This is a genomic window from Curtobacterium sp. AC272 (assembly GCF_979258155.1).
Genome location: NZ_OZ409838.1, coordinates 756,525 through 770,574, shown reverse-complemented (window position 1 = coordinate 770,574; position 14,050 = coordinate 756,525). Strand labels below are relative to the sequence as shown.

Annotated in this window: 9 protein-coding genes and 2 pseudogenes; 10 read left to right on the top strand and 1 reads right to left on the bottom strand. The window is 69.9% G+C overall.

The annotated features are described in order from the left end of the window. Positions 1–4 precede the first annotated feature (4 nt). Positions 5–976, top strand: coding sequence for an FKBP-type peptidyl-prolyl cis-trans isomerase (locus ACZZ0J_RS03855; protein WP_194647860.1), 972 nt, complete (start codon positions 5–7; stop codon positions 974–976). Between the two features lie 191 nt (positions 977–1,167). Here the strand turns inward: ACZZ0J_RS03855 and ACZZ0J_RS03850 are convergent, their stop codons facing one another. After that, on the bottom strand, positions 1,168–1,530 hold the full coding sequence (locus tag ACZZ0J_RS03850; RefSeq protein ID WP_463434955.1) for a hypothetical protein: 363 nt from the start codon (positions 1,528–1,530) through the stop codon (positions 1,168–1,170). 98 nt (positions 1,531–1,628) lie between these two features. Here ACZZ0J_RS03850 and dxr point away from each other — a divergent pair. From dxr to infB, 9 genes and pseudogenes are all read left to right on the top strand, one after another. Next, positions 1,629–2,719 (top strand): annotated as a pseudogene (gene dxr, locus ACZZ0J_RS03845) (1-deoxy-D-xylulose-5-phosphate reductoisomerase). Positions 2,720–2,893: 174 nt separating this feature from the next. After that, positions 2,894–4,228 carry a M50 family metallopeptidase gene (locus tag ACZZ0J_RS03840; RefSeq protein WP_463434953.1) on the top strand — a complete coding sequence of 445 codons (1,335 nt, stop codon included), beginning with the start codon at positions 2,894–2,896 and terminating at the stop codon, positions 4,226–4,228. Positions 4,229–4,252: 24 nt separating this feature from the next. Beyond that, the gene (locus tag ACZZ0J_RS03835) at positions 4,253–5,725 is read left to right on the top strand and encodes a purine-cytosine permease family protein (protein ID WP_463434951.1); all 1,473 of its coding nucleotides are present in this window, start codon (positions 4,253–4,255) and stop codon (positions 5,723–5,725) included. Next, positions 5,722–6,282, top strand: a complete 561-nt coding sequence (locus ACZZ0J_RS03830; RefSeq protein WP_463434949.1) for a cysteine hydrolase family protein — start codon at positions 5,722–5,724, stop codon at positions 6,280–6,282. The genes ACZZ0J_RS03835 and ACZZ0J_RS03830 overlap by 4 nt, the downstream gene beginning before the upstream one ends. A gap of 74 nt (positions 6,283–6,356) precedes the next feature. Then, complete coding sequence (gene ispG / locus ACZZ0J_RS03825; protein ID WP_111083888.1) at positions 6,357–7,490, top strand: flavodoxin-dependent (E)-4-hydroxy-3-methylbut-2-enyl-diphosphate synthase; 1,134 nt, start codon at positions 6,357–6,359, stop codon at positions 7,488–7,490. Positions 7,491–7,784: 294 nt separating this feature from the next. Beyond that, positions 7,785–9,536, top strand: a complete 1,752-nt coding sequence (locus tag ACZZ0J_RS03820) for a proline--tRNA ligase (RefSeq protein WP_463434947.1) — start codon at positions 7,785–7,787, stop codon at positions 9,534–9,536. 159 nt (positions 9,537–9,695) lie between these two features. After that, positions 9,696–10,691, top strand: coding sequence for a transcription termination factor NusA (gene nusA, locus ACZZ0J_RS03815; RefSeq protein WP_111083890.1), 996 nt, complete (start codon positions 9,696–9,698; stop codon positions 10,689–10,691). A gap of 66 nt (positions 10,692–10,757) precedes the next feature. Next, positions 10,758–11,069: a YlxR family protein gene (locus ACZZ0J_RS03810; protein WP_111083891.1), complete on the top strand. Its 312-nt coding sequence runs from the start codon at positions 10,758–10,760 to the stop codon at positions 11,067–11,069. 73 nt (positions 11,070–11,142) lie between these two features. Next, positions 11,143–13,992, top strand: a pseudogene (infB, locus tag ACZZ0J_RS03805) (translation initiation factor IF-2). Positions 13,993–14,050 lie beyond the last annotated feature (58 nt).

Here is a 14,050-nt window from a genome sequence, read left to right as displayed (position 1 = left end):
TCCCGTGAAGCGTCTGCGCCTGCTCCCGATCGCCCTCGTCCCCGCCGTCGTGCTGGGACTCGCCGCCTGCTCCGGCTCCGGCTCGGACGGGTCCACGGCCTCGCCGACCCCGACCGCCAGCGCGACCGCCTCGGCGATCACGTCCTGCCCGGACCCCGGCAAGTCCTCCGACGCGATCCGCGCGACCGGCTCGTTCGGCGGCACGAAGGCCCCGACGGTGAAGTTCACGGCCGGCCTCTCGGCGAAGAAGCCGCAGGCCACGAAGCTCGTGTCCGGCAAGGGCGCGTCGCTCGACGAGGGCGACTACGCCCAGGTGTCGTACACGGTCTACGAGGCCAAGGACGCCAAGAAGCTCGGCACCGTCGGCTTCGACGAGGGCAACCCGCAGGTCCTGTCCGTCGGCGGCTCGGGCTTCGGAGCCCTGCTCGCGTGCTCGAAGGTCGGCGACCGTGTGGCCGCCGTGGGCCAGTCGTCGGCACTCGGCTTCAACACCGGTGGCGAGATCGTGGTCGTCGCCGACGTCGTCGCGCAGACCCCCACCAAGGCGAACGGCACCCCGAAGGACCAGGACCCGGCACTGCCGACGGTCACGGACAAGTCGAGCGGCGAGCCGGAGATCACGATCCCCGACGGCGTGAAGGCCCCGACGAAGACGACGGTCGAGGTCCTCAAGCAGGGCAACGGCGCCGCGATCGCCGACGGCGACACCGCCCTCGTGCAGTACAAGGGCGTCGTCTACGACACCGGCAAGGAGTTCGACTCCTCGTGGTCGAAGGGCGCCCCGACGACCTTCACGGTCTCCGAGAGCGCACTCATCAAGGGCTTCGTCACCGGGCTCGTCGGCCAGAAGGTCGGCTCCCAGGTGCTGATCGTCGCCACGCCGGAGGACGCCTACGGCGCGACTCCTCGAGAAGGTTCAGGCATCCCGAAGAACGCCACCCTCGTCTTCGTGGTCGACATCCTCGCCAAGGGCTGAGCGCCGAAGTCGACACGACGTGAAGAGGCCGACCACTGACAACAGTGGTCGGCCTCTTCCGTCCTACGACAGCAGTCAGCGGCTCACCTTGGTGACCGTGACAGCTTTCGTCCACGTCACCGAGGCACCTGCTCGATACTCGTAGGCCATCCCGTTCGATGCCCAGAAACTCGTCCGTCGATCTCCGGACTTCACGCCGGTGACCCCCTCCATGTGCCGGTCTTCGTTCCGGTACCGGTCAAGCCGTACGGCCCGCCCGACGAACGCAGCATGCATGCGCTGGTGGCGGAGCATCCGGGTCCCACCGGTGTGAGCGCACGCGATCGAACGCTCATCGCCGCGAGGATGTCTCCGGTGTCTGGATCGGCCAGGGCCTCGACTGGAGCTGCGCCCTGCATCACGGCATCGATCTCCGCGTGTGACTGGGTCCCCCGCAGATCGGTCAGTACCGCGAGTGTGGTCGGCGCGGGAGTCGTTGCGTTCGCTGCCGTCGGCAGCGCTCCGATCCCCAACACCACGATCACGGCAGCGGCAACTGTGTTCTTCATCGACATCATTCATCCCCTCCTGAGGTTGCGTCGTCACCATAGCGACAGTGAAGTGCGGTGTGCAACATACTGCGCGCCTCGAGTGCGCAGATAGGCTGTGTGCCGTGGACACCCTTGAGAAACGCCGCATCGTCGTCCTCGGCAGCACCGGCTCGATCGGCACGCAGGCGCTCGACGTCGTCGCCCGCAACCCGGACCGGTTCGAGGTCGTCGGTCTGACCGCCGGTAGCAACCGTGACCTCGTGGTCGAACAGGCTGCCCGGTTCGGCGTCCGCGACACGGCGTTCGGCGCGCAGGACTCCGAGCGGCTCGTCCGCAACGTCGAGGCGGACGTCGTCCTGAACGGCATCACGGGGTCGGTCGGCCTCGGGCCGACGCTCGCGGTGCTCGAGACCGGTGCCACCCTGGCGCTCGCCAACAAGGAGAGCCTCATCGTGGGCGGCTCCCTGGTGCAGCGGGCCGCAGCGCCGGGCCAGATCGTCCCGGTGGACAGCGAGCACTCGGCGATCGCGCAGGCGCTCCGCTCCGGTGCCGACACCGAGGTGCAGCGGCTCGTCCTGACGGCGAGCGGCGGTCCGTTCCGCGGCCGCACCCGCGAGCAGCTCCGCGACGTCACCCCGGCGCAGGCGCTGGCGCACCCCACGTGGGACATGGGCCTCGTCGTCACGACGAACTCCGCCACGCTCGTCAACAAGGGACTCGAGGTCATCGAGGCGCACCTGCTCTTCGGCGTGCCGTACGACCGCATCGAGGTCACGGTGCACGCGCAGTCGATCGTGCACTCGATGGTCGAGTTCGTCGACGGCTCCACCATCGCGCAGGCCTCGCCGCCGGACATGCGTCTGCCGATCGCGCTCGGCCTGGCGTGGCCGGACCGCGTGCCCGGGGTCGGCGTGCCGCTCGACTGGACCACGGCGAGCACCTGGACCTTCGAGCCGCTCGACGCTGACGCGTTCGGCGCCGTCGCCCTCGCGAAGCGTGTCGGTGAACTCGGCGGGACCTTCCCGGCCGTGTTCAACGCGGCGAACGAGCAGGCCGTGGCCGCGTTCCACGCGGGCGCCATCGGCTTCCTCGACATCGTCGACACGGTCGAGCGCGTCGTCGAGGAGCACACCGCGGGGAGCCGTCACTCGACGGCGTGCTCGCTGCGGAGCACTGGGCCCGCGCCGCGGCGGACCGCGCGCTGACCCGCTGACGCGATCCGCGCCTCCCGTCGGTCGCATGGTCACCACGTGACGGACTGGGCCCACACCGCCGGTTCCGGCGCGACGCGTCAGCGGCGGGACGGCCGTGCCGGTGGGGAGAGGCTCAGATCACCTCCCAGACGGCGCTCGGCTCCGTCATGGCAAGCGTCCCGTACCCTTTCCCGGTGACCGTCGAATCCGTCCTGCTCTTCGTCCTCGGCGTGGTCGTCTTCATCATCGGCCTGCTGGTCTCGATCGGACTCCACGAGCTGGGGCACCTGTCCTTCGCGAAGCTGTTCAACGTCAAGGTGACGCAGTACTCGCTGGGGTTCGGCAAGGCCATGTGGTCGTTCAAGCGGGGTGAGACCGAGTACGGCATCCGCCCGATCCTGCTCGGCGGCTACATCTCGATGGTCGGCATGCTCAAGCCGCGCGCCTCCGGCCGCCCGAGTGCGATCACGAACACCGGCATGTACGGCGCGTTCGTGCAGGACGCCCGTCAGGCCAGCGCGGAGCAGATCGCGGACTCCGGCGGCGACGACTCCCGCGCCTTCTACCGGCTGACCCCGTGGAAGCGCATCATCGTGATGGTCGCTGGCCCCGCGATGAACCTGGTGATCGGGATCGTCCTGTTCGGCGTGCTGTTGTGTGGCTTCGGGTCGCCGACCACGACGTTCACGTCGAGCGTCGACTGCGTCCTGCCGACCAGCCAGACGACCGAGTGCACCTCGGGCGATGCGGAGTCTCCGGCGAAGCAGGCCGGCATCGCGTCGGGCGACGTCGTGCTCTCGGTGAACGGTGAGCAGGACCCGACCATCGCGCGCGTCTCCGAGGTCTTCCAGAAGTCGGCCGGCGAGCAGGTGACGGTCGTCGTCGAGCGTGACGGTGCCCGGAAGACGCTCGAGATCACCCCGACGACCGCCACCCGCGACGTCTACGACGCCGAGGGCAAGGTCGTCACGAACGACGACGGCACGACGAAGACCCAGCGGGTCGGTGTGGTCGGCGTCAGCATCGGGCAGTCGCTCGTGCGGCAGTCGCCGGCCGAGGTGCTGCCCGCGACAGGTGCGCAGATCTCCGCGTCGGCGCACCTGATCATCGACCTGCCGCAGCGGCTGGTCGCCGTCTGGAACGCGGCGTTCGGCGCGCAGGAGCGGTCGCAGGACAGCCCCGTGTCGGTCGTCGGTGTCGGCCGAGCGATCGGCGAGGTCTCGTCGATGAGCGGCGTGCCGGTGGTGGACAAGGCGTACACGATCCTCGGGCTGCTGGCCTCGCTGAACATCGGCCTGTTCGTGCTGAACATGGTGCCGCTGCTGCCGCTCGACGGCGGGCACATCGCCGGCGCCCTGTGGGAGGCGATCAAGCGACGGTCCTTCAAGCTCGTCGGCAAGGCGGACCCGGGCCCCATCGACCTGGCGAAGACGATGCCGCTCACGATGGTCGTCGTGGTGCTGTTGGCGGGGATGAGCGCGCTGCTGATCTACGCCGACATCGTGCGGCCCGTGAACCTGTTCGGGTAGTCGCTGCGGCGCTACGCTCAGCGGATGAGCACAGCGCCCACGAACTCCGGGCCCACCACCGCCGCGCCCGAGGTCCGCACCGTCGAGCGGCAGGGTCTCGACGTCATCGCCGAGTCCGACCGCAAGGGCACCCCGCGGGGACTGTTCTGGCCATGGTTCGCGGCGAACATCTCCGTCCTCGGCATCGCCTACGGATCGTTCGTCGTCGGGTTCGGGATCTCCTTCTGGCAGGCGACCGTCGTCTCGGTCGTCGGGGTGGTGTTCTCGTTCCTGCTGTGCGGCGTCGTCGCGATCGCCGGCAAACGCGGGTCGGCGCCGACGATGGTGCTGAGCCGTGCGGCCTTCGGGGTCCGCGGCAACCGGGTGCCCTCGTTCCTCAGCTGGATCCTCACCGTCGGGTGGGAGACCGCCCTCGCCGCGCTGGCGGTCCTCGCGACCTCGACGGTCTTCACCGAGCTCGGCTGGGACGGCGGGGTGCTGACGAAGGTCGTCGCCCTCGTCGTGGTCGCCGCGCTCGTGGTCGGGGCCGGCGTCGCGGGCTTCGACGTCATCATGCGCCTGCAGACCTGGATCACGGTGATCACCGCTGTGCTGACGGTCGTCTACGTGGTGCTCGCGGTGCCGTCCATCGACTTCGGCGCGATCGCCGCGCTGCCGACGGGCAGCAGCCAGCAGTTCATCGGAGCACTCGTCCTGGTGATGACCGGGTTCGGCCTCGGCTGGGTGAACGCCGCTGCCGACTACTCGCGGTACCTGCCGCGGTCGTCGTCCACCGGGGGAGTCGTCGGGTGGACGACCTTCGGCGGGGCGCTCGCACCGGCCGTCCTCGTGGTCTTCGGTGTCCTGCTCGCCGGTTCGTCGCCGGACCTGAACGCCGCGATCGGTGCCGACCCGATCGGTGCGCTCACGTCGATCCTGCCGGTGTGGTTCCTCATCCCGTTCGCCCTCGTCGCGATCCTCGGGCTCGTCGGCGGCGCGGTGCTCGACATCTACTCGTCGGGTCTGGCGCTGCTGAGCGCCGGCGTGAAGATCCCGCGGCCGGTCGCTGCCGGAGTCGACGGTGTGTTCATGGTGGCGGGGGCGATCTACATCGCCTTCTTCGCCGAGTCGTTCGTCATCCCGTTCCAGGCGTTCCTCATCACCCTCGGCGTCCCGGTCGCCGCCTGGGCCGGCATCTTCGTCGCCGACGTCCTGCTGCGGCGCACGGCCTACGCCGAAGGCGAGCTCGACGACCGTCGCGGCCGCTACGGCGACGTCCGGTGGGGCGCGATCGCCCTGGTCGCGGTCGGCACGGCGCTCGGGTGGGGCCTCGTCACGCTGGCGTCACCGGCGTGGCTGTCGTGGCAGGGCTACCTGCTCGGACCGTTCGGCCTCGGCGGACGCGACGGCGCCTGGGCCTACGCGAACCTCGGCGTGCTGGTCGCGCTCGTCGTCGGGTTCCTCGGCACCCTGCTGTTCGCCCGCGGCTCCGTGCGACGACAGGAAGCACAGCGGTGAGCACGATCGTCCCCGACGACGCCTGGCTCGTCGTCATCGACATGCAGCAGGTCTTCACGGGGGAGTCCCCGTGGGCCGCGCCGCGGTACGACCACGCCGGAGTCGGCATCGAGCGCCTGCTGCCCCGGTTCACCGGACGCACGGTGTTCACCCGGTTCGTCGCACCCCAGCGCCCGCAGGGCGCCTGGGTGCCGTACTACCGCGAGTGGCCCTTCGCCCTCGTGCCGGACGCCGACCCGCTGTACGCGCTGACCGAGCCCTTCGCGAGTGCGGCAGGGGACCGGAACGACCCCGTCGTGACCGAGCCGACGTTCGGCAAGTGGGGGACGGGCCTCCAGGCAGTCGTCGGTGAGCACCCGCACCTGGTGCTCACGGGGGTGTCGACCGACTGCTGCGTGCTGTCGACCGCCCTGGCGGCGGCGGACGCCGGAGCGACCGTGACGGTCGTCGCGGACGCCTCCGCCGGGGCGAGCGACGCGGACCACGAGCGGGCGCTCGACACGATGCGGCTGTACGCACCGCTCATCACCGTGGTGGACAGCGCCGCCCGGCTCTGAGCGTCCGGTGTGACCGGGCCGGGACGGTCGCAGCGAGCGCGTAGAGTGCTCACGTGCCCGCTGTGAACCTCGGTATGCCCAAGTCGCCCGAAACCCTCGCCCCTCGACGCAAGTCGCGCCAGATCCGGGTCGGCAAGGTGCTCGTGGGCGGCGACGCTCCGGTGTCCGTCCAGTCGATGACCACCACCCCGACGACGAACATCAACGCGACGCTGCAGCAGATCGCCGAGCTCACGGCCTCGGGCTGCGACATCGTCCGGGTCGCCGTGCCGACGCAGGAAGACGCCGACGCGCTGCCGATCATCGCGAAGAAGTCGCAGATCCCGGTCATCGCCGACATCCACTTCCAGCCGAAGTACGTGTTCCAGGCGATCGACGCCGGCTGCGCCGCGGTCCGCGTGAACCCGGGCAACATCCGCAAGTTCGACGACCAGGTCGGTGCGATCGCCGCCGCGGCGAAGGCCGCAGGCGTGTCGCTCCGCATCGGCGTCAACGCCGGGTCACTCGAACCGAGCCTGCTGCAGAAGTACGGCAAGGCCACGCCCGAGGCGCTCGTCGAGTCCGCCGTGTGGGAAGCCAGCCTGTTCGAGGAGCACGACTTCCACGACTTCAAGATCTCGGTCAAGCACAACGACCCGATCGTCATGGTCAAGGCCTACCGCCAGCTCGCCGCCGCCGGTGACTGGCCGCTGCACCTCGGTGTGACCGAGGCCGGCCCTGAGTTCCAGGGCACCATCAAGAGCGCCACCGCGTTCGGCATCCTGCTGGCCGAGGGCATCGGCGACACCATCCGCGTGTCCCTGTCCGCGCCGCCCGCGCAAGAGGTGAAGGTCGGCCTGCAGATCCTGCAGTCGCTCAACCTGCGCGAGCGCAAGCTCGAGATCGTCTCGTGCCCGAGCTGCGGCCGGGCTCAGGTCGACGTCTACCAGCTGGCGAACGACGTCACGAAGGGGCTCGAGGGCATGTCCGTCCCCCTGCGCGTCGCCGTCATGGGCTGCGTCGTGAACGGCCCGGGCGAGGCGCGCGAGGCCGACCTCGGCGTGGCGTCGGGCAACGGCAAGGGCCAGATCTTCGTCAAGGGCAAGGTCGTCAAGACGGTGCCGGAGCACGAGATCGTGCAGACCCTCATCGCCGAGGCGAACCGCATCGCCGACGAGATGGGTCCGGAGGCCGCGCTCGGCAGCCCCGAGGTCATCACCACTCCGTAGGTCGCGCTCCGGCACGGTGCGCGTCCGCGCTCGACGAGCGTCGCGAGCGTCCCGGACGGGAGGCCCGTGGCGGCCTGGCACCGGGCGTCCCGTTCGCACCGTGCGGACTTCGCGGACCCGTGGCGGGAAAGCAGTCCGGTGCGCGCTTGTGACACCGCACGATGCGGCTTGCGCCGCACCGTGCGGCGAACCTCGCACGGTGCGGCCCGCCCGGACCTCGCGCCGTGCGGCGAACCTCGCACGGTGCGCCCCCTCCCGTGCCGCGCCGTCGGCGCACGCCGCTAGGCTGGCCCCGTGGTCACACGGCTTTCGCATCTGTTCCTCCGTACGCTCCGCGACGACCCCTCCGACGCCGAGGTGACGAGCCACAAGCTGCTCGTCCGCGCCGGGTACGTCCGTCGCCAGTCCCCGGGGATCTTCGCCTGGTTGCCGCTCGGTCTCCGGGTGCGCGCCAAGATCGAGGGGATCATCCGCGACGAGATGGTCGCTGCCGGTGCGCAGGAAGTGCTCCTGCCGGCGCTGCTGCCGCGCGAGCCGTACGAGGCGACGAACCGCTGGACCGAGTACGGCGACGGCATGTTCCGCCTGCAGGACCGCAAGGGTTCCGACTACCTGCTCGCCCCCACGCACGAAGAGATGTTCGCGCTGCTGGTGAAGGACCTGTACTCGTCGTACAAGGACCTCCCCGTCACGCTGTTCCAGATCCAGGACAAGTACCGCGACGAAGCACGCCCGCGCGCGGGTCTGCTGCGCGGTCGCGAGTTCACCATGAAGGACGCCTACTCGTTCGACCTCACCGACGAGGGCCTCGAGCGCAGCTACCAGGTCATGCGCGACGCGTACGAGAAGATCTTCGCCCGCCTCGGCCTCGAGTACGTCATCGTCAAGGCGGACGCCGGCGCGATGGGCGGCTCCAAGTCGGAGGAGTTCCTGCACCCGATCGCCGTCGGCGAGGACACCTTCGTCCGCAGCGCCAACGGCTACGCGGCGAACGTCGAGGCCTACGTCACGCCCGTGCCCGCGTCCCTGCCGATCGAGGGCCAGCCGGACGCGGTGCTCCTGCCGTCGTCGGACACCCCGACGATCGACACGCTCGTCGCCCACGCGAACGAGGTCGCCCTGCGCGACGGCGCGCCGTGGACCGCCGCGGACACGCTGAAGAACGTCGTCCTCGCCCTCACCCACCTGGACGGCACGCGCGAGGTCGTGGTCGTCGGGCTCCCCGGTGACCGCGACGTCGACCTGAAGCGCGCCGAGGTGGCGTTCGCCCCGGCCGAGGTCGAAGCCGCAGGCGACGACGACTTCAAGAAGCACAAGGGCCTGGTCAAGGGCTACATCGGCCCGCAGGTCCTCGGTGCCGACAGCGCCACGGGCATCCGGTACTTCGTCGATCCGCGCGTGGTCGACGGCACGGCCTGGGTCACCGGCGCCAACGAGCGCGGCGTGCACGTCTCCGGCCTGGTCGCCGGCCGTGACTTCGTGGCCGACGGTGTCGCCGAGGTCTCCGACGTCCGCGCGGGGGACCCGTCGCCCGACGGCTCGGGTCCGCTCGAGACCGCCCGCGGCATGGAGATCGGGCACGTCTTCCAGCTCGGCCGCAAGTACGCCGAGGCCCTTGGGCTCAAGGTGCAGGACGAGAACGGCAAGCTCGCGACCGTCACGATGGGCTCGTACGGCATCGGCGTGACGCGCATCCTGGCGATCCTGGCCGAGGCGCACAACGACGACAAGGGCCTGGCCTGGCCGAAGAACGTCGCGCCGTTCGACGTGCACATCGTCGCGACCGGCCGCGACCAGGTCGCCTACGAGCTGGCGACGTCGATCGTCGCCGAGCTCGAGGGCGAGCGGTTCGACGTGCTCTACGACGACCGTCCCAAGGTGTCGCCCGGCGTGAAGCTCCGCGACGCCGAGCTGCTCGGCATGCCGATCGTGGTCGTCGCCGGCCGCGGCGCCGCCGACGGCGTCGTCGAGTTGTGGAACCGGGCGAGCGGCGAACGCCGCGACGTGCCGGTCGCCGAGCTGCTCGACGCGGTCCGCGCGATTTAGTCGCCACCAGGAGACGGACTGGAGGCCCGGTGCCAGCTGGCACCGGGCCTCCCGTCCGTCTCGGCTCGGGTCCGCGAGCCGCAGTGCGGTACGCTTGTGGCCGACTTCTGCGACGGTTCCATCCGCAGGAGCGACTCATCTGAATACGGAGGCACCTCGGTGAAGATCGATCTCGCAGTCCTGCGACTCATGGAGCGCGAGCGGGAGATCCCGTTCGACGAACTGGTCCAGATCATCGAATCTGCCATCCTGACCGCCTACCAGAAGCACGCCGAAGAGAACGGCGAGCCGGCCCACGCGCAGTCGCGCGTCGAGCTCGACCGCAAGTCCGGCGAGGTCAGTGTCTACGTCCCCGAGCTCGACGACGAGGGCACCGTCATCGGCGAAGCCGTCGACCAGCCGAGCGACTTCGGTCGCATCGCGGCCTTCGCGGCGAAGCAGGTCATCAACCAGCGCCTCCGCGACATCGGTGACGACAAGATCCTCGGCGAGTTCCGCGGCAAGGAGGGCGACATCGTCGCCGGTGTGGTCCAGCAGGGCCCGAACCCGCGCATGGTGATGGTCGACCTCGGCACGGTCGAGGCGATCCTGCCGCCCGAAGAGCAGGTGCCGGGCGAGTCCTACGCGCACGGGTCGCGCATCCGCGTGTACGTGACGAGCGTCGCCCGCGGCAACAAGGGTCCGCAGATCACGGTGTCGCGCACCCACCCGGGCCTGGTCCGGAAGCTCTTCGCCCTCGAGGTGCCGGAGATCGCCTCGGGCGTCGTGGAGATCACGTCGCTCGCGCGCGAAGCCGGCCACCGCACGAAGATCGCGGTCAAGGCGAACGAGCCCGGCGTCAACGCGAAGGGTGCCTGCATCGGCGAGCTCGGTGCGCGCGTGCGTGCCGTCACCAACGAGCTGGGTGCCGAGAAGGTCGACATCGTGGACTGGTCCCCGGACCTGTCGGCGTTCGTCGCGAGCGCCCTGTCGCCGGCCAAGGTGACCAGCGCCTTCGTGCTCGACGCGTCGACCAAGGCCGTCCGCGCACTCGTGCCGGACTACCAGCTGTCGCTCGCGATCGGCAAGGAAGGGCAGAACGCCCGCCTGGCCGCCAAGCTCACCGGGGCCCGGATCGACATCCAGCCGGACTCCATCCTGGACGGCGACGACTAGGCGATTTCGCCGCCGGCGTGCCCAGAAGGGCGCGCCGGATCGCGGACGTCCGAGGCAAGGAGTAGAGTGGTTCCCGTCAGAACGTGCATCGGCAGTCGTCGTCGCGCTTCCCGATCCTCACTCCTCCGAGTCGTCGCCCTGAGCGATGGCCGCGTCGTGGCGGATCCGAAGGCAGTCATGCCGGGCCGGGGAGCATGGCTCACACCGACCGTCGATGCCTACGATCTGGCCGTCAAGCGCAGGGCTTTCCGCCGTGCGCTCCGGTTGGATCGCGATCCCGACACGTCCGCGGTGCTCGACCACATCGTCGGCCTCTCACGAGCGTCGACCGAGCGCCCGGACATGACAGAACAGGCTGAACGGCTTATGGACAACTGATGAGCGGCTCGAAATGAGACCCGTCATCCATTGAGTCCTGCCCTTTACGGGGTGGGACCCGTGAAGGAGAACAGTGGCTAAACCACGCGTACACGAGATCGCAAGCGAACTCGGCGTCGACAGCAAGACCGCACTCGAGAAGCTCAAGGAGCTCGGCGAGTTCGTCCGGGGTGCCAGCTCGAGCATCGAGCCCCCGTTGCCCGGAAGCTCCGTGCCGCCCTGCAGGCGGACGGTGTCCCGGCATCCAAGCCCGCAGCCTCGGCCCCCGCGCCGAGCACGCCGGCCAAGAGCAGCACGCCCGCGTCCGGCGCGCCGAAGCCCGGTGGCCCGCGCCCCGGCCCGGTCCGTCCGGCACCCGCACCGGAGCCCGAGGTCCAGGCAGCACCTGCTGCCGAGGACGTCCCGACCCCGGCCGCACCGAAGTCCGTCGCCCAGCGACAGGCCGAGGCCGAGGCCGCACAGAAGGCCCGTGCCGAGAAGGCCGCCGCCGAGCAGCAGGCTGCCACGCAGCCGGCCGACTCGACCGGTGACGAGCCGAAGACCGACGCGGTGAAGCCCGGCTCCAGTGCCAAGCCCGCCGCTGCCGGTCCGAAGCCCGGTGGCCCGAAGCCCGGCGCACGTCCGGGCAACAACCCCTACGCGTCGAACCAGGGCATGGGCTCGCGCCCGCCGCGCCCCGGCAACAACCCCTTCGCCTCGAACCAGGGCATGGGCCAGCGCCCCGCCGCTGGTGCCGGTGGAGCGGGCATCCCGCGTCCGCAGCCCCCGCGTCCCGGCGTCCCGCGTCCGGGTGCACCGCGTCCGGGTGGGCCCGGTCAGGCGAACCGTCCCAACGGCTTCGGGCAGCGCCCGGGCCAGGGTGGCGGTCGTGGCGGTCCCGGTGGCGCCCGTCCGGGTGCCGGCGGCGGTGCCGGTGGCGGCTTCCCGCGTCCGGCCTTCAGCGGCCCGCGTCCCGCCGGTGGCGGTGGCCGTGGTCGTGGCCCCGGTGGTGGTACCGCCGGTGCGTTCGGTCGCGGTGGCGGCAAGAGCCGTGCCCGCAAGTCGAAGCGGACGAAGCGCGCCGAGTACGAGATGCGTCAGGCCCCGTCGCTCGGCGGTGTGCAGGTCCTCGTGGCGACGGCAACACGGTCGTCCGACTCCGTCGCGGTGCGAGCATCTCGGACTTCGCGGACAAGATCGACGCCATGCCCGGCAACCTGGTCACGGTGCTGTTCCACCTCGGTGAGATGGCGACCGCGACCGAGTCGCTGGACGAGGCGACGTTCGAGGTCCTCGGTGACGAGCTGGGCTACAAGATCCAGATCGTCTCGCCCGAGGACGAGGACAAGGAGCTCCTCGAGGGCTTCGACATCGACATCGATGCCGAGTACGCCGACGAGGACGACTCCGTCCTGCAGGTCCGTCCCCCGTCGTGACCGTCATGGGTCACGTCGACCACGGTAAGACGCGACTGCTCGACGCGATCCGGAACTCCAAGGTCGTCGAGGGTGAAGCCGGTGGCATCACCCAGCACATCGGCGCGTACCAGATCGTCACCGAGCACGAGGGCATCGAGCGTCCGATCACGTTCATCGACACCCTGGGTCACGAGGCCTTCACGGCCATGCGTGCTCGTGGTGCGCAGGTCACCGACATCGCGATCCTCGTGGTCGCGGCGGACGACGGCATCATGCCCCAGACGATCGAGGCGCTGAACCACGCGCAGTCGGCCAACGTGCCGATCGTGGTCGCGGTAAACAAGATCGACAAGGAAGGCGCGAACCCGGCCAAGGTCCGCCAGCAGCTCACCGAGTACAACCTGGTGGCGGAGGAGTACGGCGGAGACGTCATGTTCGTCGACGTCTCGGCTCGGCAGAACATCGGCATCCAGGACCTCCTGGACGCCGTGCTGCTCACCGCTGACGCCGGGCTCGACCTGCGTGCGAACCCCGACAAGGACGCCCGCGGTGTCGCGATCGAAGCACGGCTCGACAAGGGCCGTGGTGCGGTGGCGACCGTCCTCATTCAGTCCGGAACGCTGCACGTCGGCGACGCGATCGTGGCGGGCACTGCCTACGGCCGCGTCCGTGCGATGACCGACGAGAACGGTGTCGCGGTCAAGGCCGCCACGCCGAGCCGCCCGGTCCAGGTGCAGGGTCTGTCCTCGGTGCCCCGCGCCGGTGACACCTTCCTCGTCACCGAAGAGGACCGCACGGCACGTCAGATCGCCGAGAAGCGTGAAGCCGCCGAGCGCAACGCCCAGCTGGCCAAGGCCCGCAAGCGCATCTCGCTCGAGGACTTCACCCGTGCACTCGAAGAGGGCAAGGTCGACTCGCTCAACCTCATCATCAAGGGTGACGTCTCCGGTGCCGTCGAGGCACTCGAGCAGTCGCTCCTGGACATCGAGGTCGACGACAGCGTCCAGCTCCGCATCCTCCACCGCGGTGTCGGTGCGATCACGGAGTCGGACATCGACCTCGCCACGATCGACAACGCCATCGTGGTCGGCTTCAACGTCCGTCCGGACGTCAAGGCCCGCGAGCGTGCGGCGCGCGAAGGCATCGACGTGCGCTTCTACTCGGTCATCTACAACGCACTCGACGACATCGAGCAGTCCCTCAAGGGAATGCTCAAGCCCGAGTACGAAGAGGTCCAGTCCGGTGTCGCCGAGATCCGCGAGGTCTTCAGCTCCTCGAAGTTCGGCAACATCGCGGGTGTCATCGTCCGCTCCGGCACGATCACGCGCAACGCCAAGGCGCGCGTCATCCGTGACGGTGTGGTCCTGGCCGACGGACTGGCGATCGAGTCGCTCCGTCGCTTCAAGGACGACGTCACCGAGGTCCGCACGGACTTCGAGGCCGGTATCGGTCTCGGCAAGTTCAACGATCTCCAGATCGGTGACGAGATCGAGACCACCGAGCTCGTCGAGAAGCCGCGCGACTGATCGTGTGACTACCCTGGGCCCCGGCCTCCCTTCGCGGGAGGTCGGGGCCCGACCCTTT

Excerpts from the sequence above, each read along its gene's own strand:
- ACZZ0J_RS03850 (WP_463434955.1), bottom strand. The coding sequence starts at position 1,530 with ATGTCGATGAAGAACACAGTTGCCGCTGCCGTGATCGTGGTGTTGGGG.
- ACZZ0J_RS03835 (WP_463434951.1), top strand. The coding sequence starts at position 4,253 with ATGAGCACAGCGCCCACGAACTCCGGGCCCACCACCGCCGCGCCCGAG.
- ispG (WP_111083888.1), top strand. The coding sequence starts at position 6,357 with ATGCCCAAGTCGCCCGAAACCCTCGCCCCTCGACGCAAGTCGCGCCAG.